Below are 16,912 nucleotides of genomic sequence, written 5' to 3'. Positions count from 1 at the left end.
GGTCGACGACCGCCGTCGTCGACCGGCCAACCTCGGTGGTTGTGCTCGGCCCGCCTACCGGAGCCTCATGGACTCAGCGGGCGGGTGGCAGCTGCCAGGCCCGGGTGATCGTCTGTTCGATCCGGTTGTCGTCGGCGTCCCACGCCTCGACCCGCAGTGCCACGAAACCGTTGGTCTCCGCCGGGTCGCGGTTGTCGAGGACCACCTCGAACCGGCCGTCGCCGAGGCCCCGGACCGGGCGCTGCTGCCAGGTCACGCCGTCGTCGTACGAAATCGACACCTTGGCTCCGCCGATCGCCGGACCGTCGGCACCGACCTGGTGGCCGACGGTGAGCCCGACGGTCGACGGCCCCTGCCGACCACTCGGCGGCGCGGTCGTGTTGAGCAGGTCCACCGGGACGTCGTAGTCGACCTGTAGCAGCGGCAGCACCACCGGCCCCGAGGTGGAACCCTTCGACCGGAGGGTCCAGGCGGTGCGGGTCTCGGTGGAGGTGGTCCACCAGGCCGCCTTGCGGGCCACGTCCAACTCGATCCGGTGCTCGGCCGCCTTCGGGCTGACCGTGATGGAGCCCCGGGGCCGCGGGCCTTCGCCGATCAACCTGCCGTTCTCGTAGATGCGGACGGCGGCGGTGTCGACTGTGGTGTCCGCCGTGCCGTAGTGCTCGTCGGAGTCAAGCCACTCGACCATCGACAGCGTGAGCAGGTCCCCGTTGCGGGTCGTCGGCACTCCCGGCTCGTGCTGGGTGCCGGCATTGAACCCGGGCCGGGCCACCTGCCGGAACCAGCTCTGGTCGCGCCGCTCGCCCGGCTTGTAACAGGTGGTCGGCTCCATCAGCCCCCCGAGGTACGAGAGTGCCCCGTACATCCACTGCCCGTAGCAGGTGTCCTCGGCCACCAGGTATTCGACACGCTCCCGAGGCGCCGCGTGCAGGGCCACCACCTGGCTCGACGAGAGCGACCAGGGCCGGTAGAAGTGCCGCAGCTCGAGCATCGTGTGCGCGGCGACGTCACTGTGGTAGCGGCTGTTCACCCTGGCCAACCGGGCCGGATCGGCCACGAAGGTGGGGTCGGCGGGCACCCGCTCGTGGAACGGCACGACCAGGTCGTACAGGATCGAGTTCTGCGGCCCGGCCACGAGCCGCTGCCGGGTGTAGAGCTCGAACTCGCCGCGGGTGACCGACTCGGTCGGCACCGCGGACAGCGGCGAGGGGGATCCGTGGAAGTTGTGGGCGAACGGCCAGCCCGACGTGCTCTGACGCCACCACCCCAGGGTCGCGATGCCGGTCGGTGTGGCCGGCTCCGGGGTCACGATCCTGACCGGGGCGGCCCGCCGCGCGTCGAACACCAGCGTCGTATCGCCGTTGATCTCGATCTCGGGGTCGCCGACCCAGGTTTGTTCCGGCCGCGAGCCCTGCTGCTCGTTCTGGGTGTAGATGAGGCCGGCCACCGAGTAGACGCCCGCCGGCACCCGCAGCGTGACCACGCCGTCGTCGAACCGGTTGCTGATCTCCATGAACCGGCCGGGGTCTACCACGTCCAGTACGTCGATCATGCCGAGCGCGCTGGCGGGCCGGCCGGCACGGTCGATGCCCTTCACCCGCAGTTCGTAGCGCACCTCCTCCTTGTAGTACCCGACCGGGATGCGGTTGACCGCCGTGCCGTTCTGGCTGGCCGTCAGGTAGCCGCCGTAGATCCCGGCCTCGCCGACCCGGACGTCCACGGTGACCGTGGCCTTGGCGGTGGCACCGGGCTCGATCGTCAGCGAGGCCGGCGAGACGGCGAGCATGTCGGCGCCCGCGGTGGTTCCGGCCCGGTTCTCGACGTCGAGCGCCAGGTCGACGGTGACGGTCTTCGTGCTGCGGTTGGTGTAGCTGACCGTGGTGCTCGCCGGGGCGGTCTTGTCCTGCGGGTAGGTGAAGAAGCCGAGATCCAGCGGCGACCGGTCGGGGAGCACCGGCGAGTTGAGGGCGTTGCGCACGTCCAGTCGCCCACCGCCCTGCTTGTAGACCTCGAGGTCGCCGTTCGGCACCGCCGTGCTCGCCAACGCCGCCTTGACCTCGGCGGGAGACATGCCCGGGTTCTTCTGCAGGAACAGCGCCGCCGCACCGGCGACGTGCGGGGTCGCCATGGAGGTGCCCGAGGCGGCCGTGTAGTGGTCGTCCACCGGGCTGCCCATGGCGGTCCCGGAGGCACGGCCGGCGACGATGCCGACGCCGGGGGCGGTGAGATCCGGCTTGATCCCATAGTTGACCAGCCGCGGCCCGTGCCCGGAGAAGTACGCGAGTTCGTCGGCCTTGTCGACCGCGCCCACGGTCAGCGCCGCGTCGGCCGCGCCGGGCGCGTCGACCGAGCCCTCGCCGTTCTGTCCGGCGTTGCCGGCGGCGATCACGAACAGGGTCCCGTGCTGCTCGGTGAGGGCGTTGACCGTCTGGCTGAGCGGGTCGGAGCCGTCGCTGAAGCCGCCGCCGAGGCTCATGTTCACCACGTCCGCGCCCTGGGTGGCGGCCCACTGCATGCCGAGCATGATCGCCGAGAACGGGCAACCCTCCTGGACGCACACCTTTCCGCTGAGCAGCTGCGCCTTCGGCGCCACGCCGGTGTACCTGCCGCCGGAGGCCGCTCCGGTGCCGGCGATCGTCGACGCCACGTGGGTGCCGTGCCCGTGCCGGTCGCGCGGGTCGCCGCTGTCGGTGAAGTCCTGCGCGGCCAGCACCCTGCCCTTCAGATCCGGGTGGTCGGCGTCGACACCGGTGTCCAGTACGGCCACGGTGACCCCGGTGCCGTCGTAGCCGGCGGCCCACGCCTCGGGCGCGCCGATCTGCCGTACGCTGTCGCTGAGCGTCACCTTGGCCAACCCGTCGAGCCACACCTTGTCCACGCCGGCCAGCGTTCCGGTCGCGGCCCGGCTCGTGGCCCCGGCCACACCCGAGGGCTGCGCGGAGCGCCACCACTGCCCGCTGCGGTCGATGGTGGCGGCGACCGCGTTGATGCTCGACAGCTGCGCCGTGACCTGCGCGCCCCGTGGCGCGGAGAGGGTGCGGGGAGTCTTCGGTTCGTAGCCGACGATCACCGGCACCGACTCGTGGTAGTCGTACTCGGCCAGCTTGGTGACGTTGAACAGCTCCCGGTCCAGCACCTCGGGGACCAGCGGTGCGGCGTCGGACGGGATGATGTAGGTGTCGTCGCCGTAGGTGAGCGTCTCGAACGAGACGTCGCCGTCGCGGTCGGCCTCCTGGATGGTGAAGGCGGTCCGCCCGTCAGGCCCGGCCTGCACGGCGACCCGGTCGCCGGTGACGAGGGTGACGGTCTCCGTGGCGGACGGGCTGGCGACGGGTGTCAGCCCGGATGGTTGGTCAGGGCCTGCCGACGCGGCGGTGGGCACCGCCCCGGCTAGCGCGAGCGCCAGCGCACCGGCCAGTGCTGGTCTGCGGAGATGCACGCTTCCTCCAGACGGATCTGAAAACTTTCTCGTAAACCTGCTGTCGGCGCGTGCCAGGGTCAATGATTTGTGATGGTCGATAGTTACCATTGTCGAGAAGTGACCAGGGGAGGTCCGGGCCGTGCGCGGCAACGAACGGATGCTGGGCGAGGTGGGTGTCGGCGACAGCGCCGAGAAGGTCTACCGGTCGCTGCTGGCCAACCCCGGGGCGAGCGTGACCGAACTGCGGGCGTTGACCGGTTTCGGCCAGCGGCGGCTGCGCGGCGCGCTGTCCGAGCTGGAGAGCAAAGCGATGGTCACCCGGCGCAGCGGCTCCCCGGCCCGCTACCAGTCGGTGCCCCCGGACGTCGTGGTCGAGGTCCTGGTCCGCTCCCGGGAGGAGGCGCTGCATCAGGTACGCCTCGACGCGAAGCGGCTCGCGGCGCTGCACCGCGTGCCGGCCGAGCAGGAACGGGTCACCGAGCTGATCGAGGTCGTGACCAGTCGTGAGGCGTACGCCGAACGCTGGAAGCAGCTGCAGCTGAGCGCGCGCCGCAGCCTGGACGTCTTCGTCCTGCCGCCGTTCGCGCAGCAGCGGCCCGACGATTCTGAGCCGCTGCAGGAGCGGCTGCTCGCCCGAGGCGTGCCATCCCGCGCGATCTACGACGAGGAGGCGCTGAAGCAACCCGGCGTGCTCGAGCACGCCCAGAGAATGGTTGCGCTCGGGGAGGAGGCGCGGGTCGTGAAGGGGCTGCCGATGAAGCTGTCCATGTCCGACCGCCGCACCGCGCTGGTGCCGTTCGTCCAGTCGGACCCGATCAAGGCCGTCGACGCCGGCCTGGTGGTGCACGAGTGCGCCCTGCTCGACGCGCTCGTCGCACTCTGGGACATCTACTGGGAGCGCGGCGTGCAACTGCGGTTCAACGGCCAGGACCCGTCCGCCAGGTCCCGGACGGCCGACGAGGACACGGTGTTGACCCTGATGGCCAGCGGCATGAAGGACGAGGCGATCGCCGCCCGACTGGGGGTGTCGGCGCAGACGGTGCGCCGCAGGATCGCCGAGATCCAGCGGCGCCTCGGCGTGAGCACGCGGTTCCAGGCCGGCGTCGCGCTGGGCCGGCAGGGTTGGCCGGTGAGGTAGCAGCCCGGACCAGCAGGCCCGGGCCGGCAGGAACGGCGTCGACCGGGTGGTGTCATGGCGTGGAGGGTTTCGACGTGCCGGCTCCGCGAGGAGAGGCGTCGAGGATCTGGGCGAGAGCGGACGTGACGTCCTGGAGGCGGTCGTGTCCGACCACGGCGCCCCAGCGGGCCTCCAGGTCCGCGAAGAATCTCGTGGCGACCTCGGCGGCCCGGGTGCCGCGATCGGCGTAGACGACGACGCGGCCGCGGCCGTCGGTGGGGTCAGGGGCCCGCCGCACGTAGTCGCGTTGTTCCAGGTAACCCACAAGCTCGCTCATCGCCTGCGGGGTCATCCCGGCCCGCCTGGCCAGGGTGGTGGGCCGGGTGCCGTCACAGTCGATGAACCGGAACACGTTGAGGTAGTGGGTGGGCCGCAGGTCGCCGTATCCGGTCTCGACGAGGTGATGGTGGAGCTGGTCGAGGATCAGGTTGAACGCCTGACCGATGAGCTGCGGCAGGAACGGTTTGCCACTTGTAGATTCTTCGGGCACCTTATAACCTCGCCTTCTAAGGTTGCTTGATTACTTGAGCCTAGCCGAACGGAGCAGGCGATGCCCTGGCGCATCCCCTGCCTCACCGAACCGGAAGGGGCGTGGCCGTGAGATGGCGTAGGACCGCGAGGGTGGTCGCCGGAACGGCCCTCGCCCTGCTTGGCCTGTTATGGATGCTGCAGGGGACCGACCTGATCCGGATAAGGCCGATCCTGTGCGTCGCCGACTGTCAACCCGTCACGGGCGGGTCACCCGGCTGGTTGGCCGCCGGCGTGGTCGCCTTCGTTGTCGGCCTCGCGGTGGCGGGTTTCCTGCCACGCCGACGCCAACGGTGATCGTCCACCGTCCACGTTGCACACGCGGAGACATCCAGACCACTTCAGCCTTTCATCCCCGACGTCAGTCATCGCATCACACCCTGGAGACCCCATGCCCGGGCAAGCCGGCCCAGCCACATCCGAGTGGGACGATCAACAAACCGTACGGCGGGCGCTTGCCGCCCACCTGCCCGACATTCATGTCACGTCGGTGGTCCCGCTCGGGGCGGGCCTGGACAACATTTCGTACGAGGTGAACGACAACCTCGTGGTCCGGATCTCCAAAGACTCCGACTCTGCCGAGCGCACCGCCCGCGCGACCCGTGAATGTCAACTGCTACAAGTGGTCGCACCCGCATCACCCGTACCGGTGCCCCAACCACTGCTCGCGGCGGCCGAAACCGGTGTCCTGGCGTACCCCAAACTGCGCGGCCGCCCATTCCTGTCGATTCGTGAGGCATCGCGCGCGGCGCTGATCCCGTCAGTCGCGCCCGCCCTGGGTGAGCTTCTCCGCGCTCTTCACGCCATCCCCGCCGACCGCGTGGCCGGGCTGGTCGACATCGACGACACGCCGCTGACCGAGTGGCACCGCGACGCCGAGGAGTTCTACTCAGTTGTCGCCGGGCACATCCCACCCCGGCATCGGCCGGCCGTCGACGCCTTCTTCCAGGCCGCCCCGCCGCCAGAACCGCACACCTCGGTGTTCACCCACAATGATCTCGGCATCGAACATGTCCTCGTCGATCCCGACAACGGTGAGGTCACCGGCATCATCGACTGGAGTGACGCCGCCATCGCCGACCCTGCCTACGACTTCGGCCTGATCTGTCGCGACCTTGGCCCACACGCGCTCGACCTCGCCCTAGCCAGGTACGACGCACCCGGGCCCGACCGTCCGGGCCTGCACGACCGGGCGGTCTACTACGCCCGATGCACCCTGTTCGAGGACGTCCTGTACGGAGTCGACACCGGGCAGAACGCGTACGTGAGCAAGAGCCTGGAGGCGATGACATGGCTGTTCCCCTGATCAGCGCCGCGGCATCGAGCCCCTCTGCGGATCGATAGAGGTCACCAATGATGATTTCGACGCTGCACGATCATCGCGGGGGTTCGGCTCGGCCCGGCAAAGACGGGCCGTCAGGGTGACGACGTCCCCGGCGACCAACGTCAACGATGCCGACCGATGGTTGGCACCGACTCCGGGATCTCGTCCACCAACCCGGGGGAGACCCGGTCTACTGGTTGTGCAGCGTCGCCCTTACCCACTCGCCGGCCTCGATCCCGGCCTGCGCGTGGATCGTGCCGTCGGGCGCCCATACCGCCGAGCCGCCTGCCGCCTGGTCGAAGCCCCCGCCGGTCGACCCGGCGAAACTCGCCGTGACGACCCACACCTTACGGTCGGCGGTGATGCGCTGAGCCCGCTCGACCGGCACGTGGGCGTCCCGGGCGTGGTCGAGGACAGCGGCGACGTAGACGTCCATGCCCAGCGCCGCGGTGGCCACGTCGTGCTCCGGGAACCGGGTGTCGCGGCAGATCGCCAGGCCCAGCCGCCAGCCGTCCACGTCGAGTACCGCCGGTCCGTCGCCGGGGCTGAACCGCTCCTCGGACTGGTGCACATGCACCTTCCGGTATGCCACGTGCGCGCCGGCCCCGTCGACGGCGAGCATCGCGATGTGTTCACGACCCGCCTCGCCCTGGACCGGGGCGCCCACCAACGCCGTCGACCCCGCTTCGGCGCAGGCCTCGACGATCGGCGCCAGCCGCGGGTCGTCGGCGGCGACAGCGGGGGCGTCCAGCTCGTATCCGGTTAGCGACAGCTCGGGGAAGACCACCACCCGCGCCCGCGCGGACCGGACCACGTCGGCGTGCCCGGCCGCGTTCGCGGCGATGTCGTACGAGATGGTCCGCGGTTGTGCAACGGCGATGACCAACGGCTGACGTCGCACAGCACTCCTCCGACCACGAAGCCTGTCACGCCTGTATCCGGTTGCCACACGGGCCGCGACGGGCTACAGCCTAGTTCAGGGCCGGATCCGTCCCGGCGGCGGGCTCGGCAGACAATTCATTTCGCCCACTCTTCGCGGAACGGCATCTCGATGACGTCGTCAGGGTCGCGGAAGCCGTTCTGCTAGCGGCAGGTCAGGTGCCACCAGGTCATTTCGCTCGAGCTCTTCAAGCAGCGATGCCGCTTGTTCCAATTGCCCTTCATGGAACACCGGGATACCGTGGCGCTGCAGTTCCTCCGCGGCTACGCCACGCCCGGGCACGGTACGACCGGCGAAGGACCCGTCGTAGACCGTGCTGCTTCCACACGTCGGGCTCCCGTCGACCAGGACAGCGAGCGCGACGTTGGCCTCGACGGCTCGGTGCAGCGCCCGACGCGCCGCCAGCCGAAACAGGTCGGTCACGTCTCGACCATCCACCTCCCGGACGTGCGCGGCGCCGTCGAGGACACCGGCTGCGGTGCCGCCCACAATTTCTGCTGCTGGACGTGGAACCGGAAATCCGACCGCGAGCTCAGGGCAGAAGTGCACCAATCGACCCTCGGCCGCCCACTTCTCCCAAATCGGCGAGCAGACGGGCACGGAAGTCTCGTTGAATCGGATCGGACGACCCGCCAGACATCCACTCACCAACACCTTCAGCATGCGTACGACCGTATCGAATCCAGGTCGACCCCAACAAAATAGGATGGGCCGGACGTTCCCCGGCCCATCCTCTCGGCTGTCACTGTCGGGTTTTCCCGACCCGACCTCAGCCCCTGGCAGCCAGGCCAGCGCGGGGTTGCACGTGCAGAGAGGGATGCAACCGACGGTCGCCGCACCGGTCACCACCGTGCTGCCGACCGCCTCGATGTCCGGGTCCCTGCGCTCCGCCGCTCGGGCCGGCGTCTCACCAGCACCGCGAACGTTCGTGGTCAGGGCGCCAGCGTCGCGAACACCACGATGTTGTCCTTGTACGACTTCGTTGCCTTGTCGTAGTCGCCACCGCAGGTGATCACGCGGAGCTGCGCCTTGCCGGTGTGGCCGTAGACCAGGTTCAGCGGGAGCTTCTTCTTCGGGTAGCGGGCCACCCCGTCGACGACAAAGCGGGCCTTCTTGCCGTCTTTGCGGGGCACCTCGATGGTGTCTCCGGGTTTCAGCGCGCCGAGGCGGAAGAAGACCGCCCGACCCGTGGCGCGTGAGTCGACGTGCCCCACCACCACCGCGGTCCCGACCTCGCCGGGGCTTGGTCCCAGCTTGTACCACCCGGTCGTCTTGGGCTGGTCCAGCGGTGGGACCGCGATCTGCTGGTTCCGGTCCAGCCCGAGCGGAACCGTCGGCGCGTCGACGCCGATCCGCGGGATCCTGATGCGGGTGGGCTGCGACCGCGGCATCCCGGCCACCTTCGGTGCGGGAGTCGGGCGGGTCGCGGTGGACCCGAGATCGGCTTCGAGGCGGCCACGAGCACTGTGCGCCTCGCCGTGCGTCGTCCCGGTGGCCGGCGACGCGTTGGCTTCGCTCGGCGTCGGCTCCGGTGTGGCGGGATCGTCCACCAGCGGTGAGAGCAGGGACTGCGGAGCGGCGGCGGGGTCGGGCTGCGGCGGCCCGACCGGATCAGGAGTCGTGGCCGCGAACGTGATCAGTCCTGCTCCGGTGAGCGTGATGAGGACGACCAGGACGAGGCCAGCGGCCCGCCACGGGAAACCGTGGCGGGCGCTCCTGGCCGCTCTAGGCGACAGTGCCATTGGCGGACCGCCGACGCAGCAGTGCGATGCCACCGAGCACGCCGAAGCCCATCATGCCGGCACCGGCCGCCGTCAGAGCACCGGTGTTGGTGTCGGAGAGCGCGCCACCGTCACCGGCCGCGACGCCGGCCGTCCTCGGCAACACCCAGGCTCCGTCCGGACCCGCGTACGCGCCGCTGTTGCCGGCGGGCTGGCCCACCGGCGAACCAGCCTTGCCGATACCGGCCTCGACCATCCCGAGGAGGTCGGCGAGCAGATCGGTCTCGACATCCACCTCCACGTCGAGGTCGCGGATGCAGACGACGATGTTGTTCGGCTGGGTTCTGTTGTCGTTCGTCGCTGACTGCGCTGCGGACAAATTGAAGGTGACGATGCTGTTCGTGATGGTGTTGTCCTTGATGATCTGGGTGATGTTCTGCTCGTTGATCTGCTTGTTGGTGGCGCAGGTGACCCCGTTGCCCTTCTTGTCGTGCAGGCTGAAGGTCTTCGGCTTCTCGTCTGACTTCTTCTTCGCCTGCCCCTGGTTCGAGGCCGTGGGCGCCTTGGGACCTTCGTCGGTCGCGGCGAGCGCGGTGGCGGGCGCAGCGAGCAGCAGGGCGGCGCTGCCCAGCACCACTCCGCCGGCGAGCTTGGTCAAAAACCTCATCGACATGTTCCTCATTCCCTTCTGGTCGGCTCAGGAGGACGAGCCATGACGAACGTTAGGCCGATTCATGTGAAACAAGAGGACTTTTCCGGGTTTCGCAACATGTAGCCCTCGGGGTGCTATAAGTAGTTGATTCACATCTCGTGGGCTGTAAGGACCGTTCTGTCCGCCCGAGTCCGGTAGCGGCCAGATGCTGCCGGGTCGCGCTGCCACCCGCGCGGCTCGCGGTGCCACCTACGCCGCCGGTGGCGGATCCACCGGGCCTGCTGATCGCGGCGGCCGAGGAACCGCTTCCGCGCCCCGGCCGGCTGCCCGGCGACGCGATGGTGCTCTTCGAGGACCACCTGGCACGAGCGGCCTGGCGGGCGTCCGGACACGTGGCGCAGCCCGAGTGGGCGCGCTGGATCAAGCCGTCAGCCGGCCGGTGCGTCCATCCGCCCTGCCCCGGTCGTCACGGTAGGGCTGTCCCCACCCCCCACCAGGAGGCTCACGGGATCGACCCGCCCCGTCGCGCTCCATACCGTTCGAGACATGAAATCCAGGGAAGACGTCACCGGCATCGCGGCGCACGTCGCGGTGTGGAGTGCCCGTCACCGCACGCTCGCCATACTCGGCTGGCTGGTCTTCGTCGTGGGTGTGACCGTCCTGAGCGGACAGACTGGCATCGTCAAGGCGAACGACAGCGACTTCGGCCTCGGCGAGTCCGGCCGCGCCGACCGTATCGTCGAACAGGCCGGCTTCCCCCCAGAGCACGCCGGGGAGATGGTCGTGGTCAGCTCGCGCGCATCGACGGTGGACGGTCCGGAGGGGCGGGCCGCCATCGCCGAGGTCACCGCCGCCGTGCAGGCCACCGGCGTCACCGACGCGTTGAACCCGCCGGTGATCTCCGAGGACGGGAAGTCGGCGCTGCTCACCTTCGCCATGCACGGCGACCCGGAGACCGCCAAGGACCGAGTCGGGCCGGTCCTCGACGCCGTCGCCGCGGTCCAGCGGGCGCACCCGCAGCTGTACATCGCGCAGGCCGGCGACGCCAGCAGCGACAAACTCGTCGGCGACGACCTCGACGCCGGCCTGACCAGGCTGTCGATGCTCTCCATCCCGGTCACCCTCGGCATCCTGTTCGTCGCCTTCGGCGCGGTCGCCGCCGCGTTGCTGCCGGTCGGGCTCGCCATCACCGCCGTCGTCGCCGCGATCGGCCTGCTCGGCTTCACGAGCCACCTGGCGCCGACGGTCGACACCACCATGCACGTCATGCTGCTCGTCGGGCTGGCCGTCGGCGTCGACTACTGCCTGTTCTACATCCGCCGGGAGCGCGACGAACGCCGGAACGGCTCGGATCCGCAGCGCGCGCTGCTCATCGCCGCGCAGACCTCCGGCCGGTCGGTCTGGATCTCCGGGCTGACCGTCATCGTCGCCATGGCCGGCATGTTCCTCACCCGTGACACCACCTTCGTCAGCTTCGCCGTCGGCACCATCCTCGTCACCGCGACCGCGGTACTCGGCTCGCTGACGGTCCTGCCGGCGCTGCTGTCCGCGCTCGGCGACCGCGTCGATTCGGGCCGGATCCCCGTCCTGTACCGCACCCGTTCCGATGGCCGGGTGTGGGGCATGATTCTGCGGCTCGTCCTACGCCGCCCGCTGGTCTCGGCAGTGCTCGCCGCCGCGGCACTCGGCGCGCTCGCCGCACCCGCGCTGGACCTGCGCACGAAGGGGGAAGGCGTCGAGGACCTGTCTCCGAGCGCGCCGATCGCGCAGGCGTTCGTGGCGATCCAGACGGCGTTCCCAGGCGGCGCCGCCCCGGCCGAGGTCGTGGTCAAGGCCCCGCACGTCACGGGGCCGGCCTGGAACGGCGCGATGGCGGCGTTCAAGGAGCAGGCGTTGGCGACCGGCCGGTTGCACGAGCCGATCACGGTCGAGGTCAACCCCGCCGGTACGGTCGCCGTCGTCAGCGTCGGGCTGTCCGGCTCCGGCGGGGACCGCACCTCCGAGGAGGCCCTGGCGACCCTGCGCGGCACCGTGCTGCCGGCGACGCTCGGCCGGCTGCCCGACGCCTGGGTCGGCGTCACCGGCGCCACCGCCGCCTCCCAGGATTTCAACGACCAGCTCGCGAAGTCCCTGCCGTTGGTCTTCGGGTTCGTCCTCGGCCTGGCCTTCCTGCTCCTGCTGGTGTCGTTCCGGTCCGTCGTCGTGGCCGTCACCGGCGTGCTGCTCAACCTGCTGTCCGTCGCCGCGGCCTACGGCATGCTGGTCTACGTCTTCCAGTACGGTCACTTCGAGTCGCTGCTCGACTTCCGCGCCACCGACGGCATCACCAACTGGATGCCGCTGTTCCTGTTCGTCATCCTGTTCGGGCTGTCGATGGACTACCACGTCTTCGTCGTCAGCCGGATCCGGGAGGGCCACGACCGAGGACTACCGACCCGGCTGGCGGTCACCGAGGGGATCACCCGCACGGCCGGGGTCATCACCAGCGCGGCCACGGTGATGGTGGCCGTGTTCGCGCTCTTCGCCACGCTGCCGATGGCCGCTCCCAAGCAGCTCGGCGTCGGGCTCGCCGCAGCCGTGCTGCTCGACGCGACGATCGTCCGCGCGGTACTGCTGCCGGCGGTCATGGCCCTGCTCGGCGAGAAGAACTGGTGGCTGCCCCGGTGGCTGGAATGGCTCCCGCGCGTGTCGCACGACCTACCGGCGGCCCCGCAGCAGGAACGCACGCTGGCGACGACCGGGGCGTGACCCCGCCCGCCGAACCCGGCCCTACCCGTCCTCGGGTAGGGCCGGGTTGGAGACACCCGGTCGGCCGCCGCGGGTTCAGGCCGCTTCCAGCTCCCGCTTCAACCGGCGCAGGGTCTCCCGCATGCCGTTCCGGTTCACGGTCGGGCGGTCGCCCGACGCCCTGCCGGTGAAGATCCGGCCGAGAACCTGGGCCGCCCGGTTGCGCCGGTCCTGCCAGTACTCGGTCACCTGGGTGCCGCCGTCGGTCTCGCTGAACCGGTAGCCCCAGCGCGCCACCGGCTGGCCGAAGGTGGTGACGTCGAAGGCGAACTCGCTGCCCGGCGTCGCGGTGACGACCCGGCAGGTGGTGAACCACAGCAACGGGCCGCGACGGTTCCAGCCGACGAACCGTCGCGGCTGCCCGCTGTCGCGCCGGGTGACCCAGACCGCGACGCACTCCGGGCTCCACCTGGCCATCCGCCGCACGTCGGCAACGGCCGCGTAGACCGTCCCCGCCGGGGCCGCGACGGTGATCTGTTCGGCGACTTCCGGACCGTGCCCGGCTGCCTGCGCGGTCATGCCGCAACCATAGACGTCATTCGTTCCTCCACGGGAGGTGGTCGGGCAGGTCGCTGCTGACCCGCCCCGGGAAGGCCGGAGCGCGCCGCTGCCGGAAGGAGTCGAAGCCCTCCTTCGCGTCCGCGCTGGTCAGAGCCTCTGCGGAGAGTCGGGAGTCCAGCCGGTGCGCCGGGTACGGCGAGTCCAGCGCGCTGGTCCGGTACAGCATCTGCCGGATGACCGCCACGGAGACCGGCGCGGTGGTGGTGATGATGGTCCGCGCGAGCTGGTACGCCTTGTCGAGCAGGTGCTCCGGCTCGTGGACGCTGTGCACCAGGCCGGCCGAGAGCGCCTCGGCGGCGTCGAACGCCCGTCCGCTGATCATCCAGTCGAGCGCGCGGCCCATCCCGACCAGCCGCGGGAGGAACCAGGTGGACGCGCCTTCGGCGTAGATGCCGCGCCGGCTGAAGACGTACCCGAAACGCGCGTCGGTGGCGGCGAGCCGGTAGTCGGCCGGCAGGATGATGGTGGCGCCCGCGCCGACGGCCGCGCCCCGGATCGCGGCGATGACCGGCTTGTTCATCGCGAAGATCCGCATCGAGCACCGCCCCGCCGGCTCCGCCCACTCGGCCTCGGGGTCGTCGGGGGTGTCGAACTCCGTCACGGACATGTCCAACCCGGCGCAGAAGTGCTCACCCGTACCGGTGAGGACGACGACCCGGACGTCGTCGTCGCGGTCGGCGCGGTCGAACGCGTGCGCGAGTTCGTCGGCCATCCGCAGGGTGTAGCCGTTGCGCTCCTCGGGACGGTTGAGCGAGACCGTGGCGATCCGGTCCGAAACGGAATAAATGATCTCGCTGTACGTGTCCACGCCGGCACCCTAGAGCAAGGTCAACGCTGGCGGCAATGCTCGACGGGTCGGCTGTTCGGCCACCGACGACGGTCCTGAGTAGACCATTGATCAGTTGGTGCCGTTCGGGCAGACTTCCGCCGTGTCCTCCAGTGTCTTCGATATCTACCGCCGCCATCTCGGCGAGGGGCTGGGTCGGGTCGCCGCCATGCTCGACACACCACTGGAGGTCGGCGCCACAGGCACCGTGGTGCACACCGCGGACGGTCGCCAACTGCTGAACTGCGCCGGCTACGGCGTGTTCTTCGTCGGTGCCGGGAATCCGGTCGTGCTCGCGGCGGTGCGCGACCAGCTCGAACGCCAGGCGTTGTCCACCCGGGTGCTGCTGAACGAGCCCGCCGCCCGGGCCGCCGAGGCGTTGACCTCGGTGGCGCCGGAGGGCCTGGTCAAGGTGCACTTCTCCAACTCGGGCGCGGAGGCGGTGGAGACCGCGATCAAGATCGCCCGGGCGAACGGGCGGCACCGGCTGGTCTCCATGCACAGCGGATACCACGGCAAGACGGTCGGCGCGCTGTCGCTCACCGCGCGGTCGCTCTATCAGGACCCGTTCCGCCCGCTGCTGCCCGAGGTCACCCACGTCAGGTTCGGCGACCTGGACGAACTGGCCGCCGTCGTCGACCGTGACGTCTGCGTGGTCGTCGAACCGGTGCAGAGCGAGGGCGGGGTGATCATCCCCCAGCCCGGCTATCTCAAGGCGGTCGAGACGCTGTGCCGCGATCGGGGGGCGATGCTCGTCCTGGACGAGGTGATGACCGGGCTGGGGCGGCTCGGGACCTGGTGGGCGGCGGACCGCGACGGCGTACGGCCGGACGTCCTGCTGGTCGGCAAGGCGCTCAGCGGCGGGCTGGTGCCGGTCGCGGCGACCCTGGCGACCGAGGAGGCGTTCGCCCCGTTCGACAAGGACCCCTACCTGCACACGTCCACGTTCTCCGCGAACCCCCTCGCCATGGCCGCCGTCCGCGCGACGGTCGAGGTGATCAGGGAGGAGAAGCTGGTGGAGCGGGCGGCCGACCTGGGCGCGCGGCTACTTGCGGCGATCACCGGGGCGGTGCGGTCGATCGGGCACCTGGTGGCCGACGTACGCGGCGTCGGGCTGCTCATCGGCGTGGAGTTCCGCTCCGGAATGCACGCCGCGGAGTTCCTGATGGACCTGCTCGACAACGACGTGGTCGTCAACCACTCGATGAACGCGCACCCGGTGCTGCGGCTCACCCCACCCGCCACGATGACTCCCGACGAGGAAGAACGGCTGGTCGCCTCGTTCGAGCGGGCCTGCGCCGCCCTGGCCGCGCGTTTCCCCGCCACCGGAAGCGACTCCCCCGCATGACGCGACGTACCGTCCTGGTCACCGGGGCCAGCGGCGTCGTGGGCACCGCCGTGCTGGCCGAACTCTCCGGGTACGACGTGGTCGCCGCCGCCTACCGTCGCCTGCCGGGCGGCTCGAACCGGGTGGTCCGGCTGGACCTGCACGCCCCCTCGCTCGGGCTCGACCGCCGCGCCTACCGCGAGCTGTGCGCCGAGGTCGACGCGGTGGTCCACTCGGCCGCCATCGTCAACTTCTCCGCCGACCAGGCGGAGGTGGACCGGCTCAACATCGAGGGCCTCGGCCGGGTCGTCGAGTTCGCCGCCGAGGCGGACGCGACCCTGGTCCACGTCAGCACCGCCTACGTGTCCCGGTACGGCCGGGCCGGTGGCGGCGGCAGGCTGGGCACCGAGAAGGTGGCCGCGCGGACCGACGAGTACGTCACGTCGAAGTACCTCGGCGAGCAGACGGTCCGCGACAGCGGCATCGACGCGGTGATCGTCCGGCCGGCGATCGTCATCGGCGACTCCCGTACCGGTGTCATCCGCCAGCACCAGGGAGTGCACCAGCTCGCCGAGTACCTGGTGACCGGCAAGCTGCCGTTCATCCCGGCGCATCCCGGCACGTTCTTCGACCTCGTCCCGCAGGACATGGTCGCGCAGGGAATCCGCGCGGTGCTCGACGCCGACCTGCGCAAGGGCGACTACTGGCTGACCGCCGGACCCGCCGGCATCCCGGTGGAGCGTTACCTCGAACTGGTGACGGAAACCGCCCGCGAGTGCGGCATGGACATACCCGACGGCCGGATCGCGGATCCGTCCATCGTGGATCGGCTGGTCCGGCCGGCGTTCGCGGACGTCCTTCCTCCCGAGGACCTGGCGCGGCTGGACGGCGTGGTGGCCGTCTGCGGGCTGGTCATCATCCCCGAACTCCTGCCGACGTCGTTCGGCACGATTCCCGGCGGACCGGACGCGATGACCCCGGCGCAGGCCGAGGACGCGTGGCGGGTCAGCCTGCGTCACCTGATCCGGGGGTTGCAGTAGTGATCGTCAACCCGAGCTGAGGAGGCCACCCGCGATGGAGTGCTCCGTCATCGTGCACGCTCTGCTGCCCAGGGCAGACGCCAAGGAGTCGTTCGACCGGTTGGCCGACTTCGCCGCGTATCCAGAGTTCACCGACACCGTACGGACGGTCGGGGTGACCCAGGTCAGCCCGACCGAGGTGGAGTCCAAGTGGGAGGTGAACTTCCGCCGGGGCATCCTCGTCTGGACCGAACGCGACCAGATCGACCCGGTCAACCGCCGCATCGACTTCGAACAGACCAAGGGCGACTTCGCGACGTTCACCGGCTCGTGGCTGGTCGTCGAGGCCGACGAGGGGGTGCGGGTCGAGTTCGACAGCCGATTCGACCTGGGCATCGCCTCCCTGGCGAGCCTGATCGACCCGGTGGCGTGCGCGGCGATGCGCGACTCGATCCGGGACATCCTGCGCGGGCTGTTCGGCTCCGACATCGAGGTCACCGTGGTGGAGGCCGCCCCGCTCGGCTGAGCGGCCGCGGGGCCGCGCCCCCGCCCCCCCGACCCGGGGGGGCCGCGCCCGCTTGACCACAGGGCCCGGGGGGGGCGCAGAGTCTGAAGGAGAAAAAAAAGAG

Annotated in this window: 15 protein-coding genes; 7 read left to right on the top strand and 8 right to left on the bottom strand. The window is 70.3% G+C overall.

Going from position 1 to position 16,912, the window contains the following annotated elements; all coding sequences use genetic code 11:
- Nucleotides 1–73 precede the first annotated feature (73 nt).
- Nucleotides 74–3,439, bottom strand: a complete 3,366-nt coding sequence (locus tag AB0L34_RS26635; RefSeq protein WP_363707592.1) for a S8 family peptidase — start codon at nt 3,437–3,439, stop codon at nt 74–76.
- 121 nt (nt 3,440–3,560) lie between these two features.
- On the opposite strand from AB0L34_RS26635, the gene AB0L34_RS26630 reads away from it, so the two are divergent.
- Nucleotides 3,561–4,559: a LuxR C-terminal-related transcriptional regulator gene (locus AB0L34_RS26630; RefSeq protein ID WP_357461766.1), complete on the top strand. Its 999-nt coding sequence runs from the start codon at nt 3,561–3,563 to the stop codon at nt 4,557–4,559.
- 52 nt (nt 4,560–4,611) lie between these two features.
- Here the strand turns inward: AB0L34_RS26630 and AB0L34_RS26625 are convergent, their stop codons facing one another.
- Nucleotides 4,612–5,088, bottom strand: a complete 477-nt coding sequence (locus AB0L34_RS26625; RefSeq protein ID WP_363707590.1) for a MarR family winged helix-turn-helix transcriptional regulator — start codon at nt 5,086–5,088, stop codon at nt 4,612–4,614.
- 131 nt (nt 5,089–5,219) lie between these two features.
- Here AB0L34_RS26625 and AB0L34_RS26620 point away from each other — a divergent pair, with 131 nt between their 5' ends.
- A complete protein-coding gene (locus tag AB0L34_RS26620) occupies nt 5,220–5,423 on the top strand; it encodes a hypothetical protein (RefSeq protein ID WP_363707589.1) in 204 nt (67 codons plus the stop codon).
- 94 nt (nt 5,424–5,517) lie between these two features.
- Nucleotides 5,518–6,432, top strand: a complete 915-nt coding sequence (locus tag AB0L34_RS26615; RefSeq protein ID WP_363707587.1) for a phosphotransferase — start codon at nt 5,518–5,520, stop codon at nt 6,430–6,432.
- 208 nt (nt 6,433–6,640) lie between these two features.
- Here the strand turns inward: AB0L34_RS26615 and AB0L34_RS26610 are convergent, their stop codons facing one another.
- The 4 genes from AB0L34_RS26610 to AB0L34_RS26595 all read right to left on the bottom strand — a co-directional run bounded on the left by AB0L34_RS26610 (nt 6,641) and on the right by AB0L34_RS26595 (nt 9,769).
- Complete coding sequence (locus AB0L34_RS26610; protein ID WP_363707585.1) at nt 6,641–7,351, bottom strand: carbon-nitrogen hydrolase family protein; 711 nt, start codon at nt 7,349–7,351, stop codon at nt 6,641–6,643.
- A 159-nt stretch (nt 7,352–7,510) separates the two neighbouring features.
- Complete coding sequence (locus tag AB0L34_RS26605; RefSeq protein WP_363707583.1) at nt 7,511–8,053, bottom strand: DUF523 domain-containing protein; 543 nt, start codon at nt 8,051–8,053, stop codon at nt 7,511–7,513.
- A 269-nt stretch (nt 8,054–8,322) separates the two neighbouring features.
- On the bottom strand, nt 8,323–8,781 hold the full coding sequence (locus tag AB0L34_RS26600; RefSeq protein WP_363707581.1) for a class F sortase: 459 nt from the start codon (nt 8,779–8,781) through the stop codon (nt 8,323–8,325).
- Between the two features lie 334 nt (nt 8,782–9,115).
- Complete coding sequence (locus AB0L34_RS26595; protein ID WP_363707579.1) at nt 9,116–9,769, bottom strand: hypothetical protein; 654 nt, start codon at nt 9,767–9,769, stop codon at nt 9,116–9,118.
- Between the two features lie 540 nt (nt 9,770–10,309).
- On the opposite strand from AB0L34_RS26595, the gene AB0L34_RS26590 reads away from it, so the two are divergent.
- Nucleotides 10,310–12,511, top strand: coding sequence for an MMPL family transporter (locus AB0L34_RS26590; RefSeq protein WP_363707577.1), 2,202 nt, complete (start codon nt 10,310–10,312; stop codon nt 12,509–12,511).
- A 75-nt stretch (nt 12,512–12,586) separates the two neighbouring features.
- Here the strand turns inward: AB0L34_RS26590 and AB0L34_RS26585 are convergent, their stop codons facing one another.
- Nucleotides 12,587–13,069 carry an SRPBCC family protein gene (locus tag AB0L34_RS26585; RefSeq protein ID WP_357461758.1) on the bottom strand — a complete coding sequence of 161 codons (483 nt, stop codon included), beginning with the start codon at nt 13,067–13,069 and terminating at the stop codon, nt 12,587–12,589.
- 16 nt (nt 13,070–13,085) lie between these two features.
- Nucleotides 13,086–13,919 carry an enoyl-CoA hydratase-related protein gene (locus AB0L34_RS26580; RefSeq protein ID WP_357461757.1) on the bottom strand — a complete coding sequence of 278 codons (834 nt, stop codon included), beginning with the start codon at nt 13,917–13,919 and terminating at the stop codon, nt 13,086–13,088.
- A 121-nt stretch (nt 13,920–14,040) separates the two neighbouring features.
- On the opposite strand from AB0L34_RS26580, the gene AB0L34_RS26575 reads away from it, so the two are divergent.
- From AB0L34_RS26575 to AB0L34_RS26565, 3 genes are read left to right on the top strand one after another with little or no spacing between them, the layout of a single operon-like run.
- Nucleotides 14,041–15,285 carry an aminotransferase class III-fold pyridoxal phosphate-dependent enzyme gene (locus tag AB0L34_RS26575; protein WP_363707574.1) on the top strand — a complete coding sequence of 415 codons (1,245 nt, stop codon included), beginning with the start codon at nt 14,041–14,043 and terminating at the stop codon, nt 15,283–15,285.
- Nucleotides 15,282–16,304: an SDR family oxidoreductase gene (locus AB0L34_RS26570; RefSeq protein ID WP_357461755.1), complete on the top strand. Its 1,023-nt coding sequence runs from the start codon at nt 15,282–15,284 to the stop codon at nt 16,302–16,304. The genes AB0L34_RS26575 and AB0L34_RS26570 overlap by 4 nt, the downstream gene beginning before the upstream one ends.
- 34 nt (nt 16,305–16,338) lie before the next feature.
- A complete protein-coding gene (locus AB0L34_RS26565; protein ID WP_357461754.1) occupies nt 16,339–16,809 on the top strand; it encodes an SRPBCC family protein in 471 nt (156 codons plus the stop codon).
- Nucleotides 16,810–16,912: the final 103 nt, after the last annotated feature.

This window comes from Micromonospora sp. NPDC052213 (genome assembly GCF_040679695.1).
GTDB lineage: Bacteria > Actinomycetota > Actinomycetes > Mycobacteriales > Micromonosporaceae > Micromonospora.
This window is presented reverse-complemented; position numbering and strand designations above follow the sequence as displayed.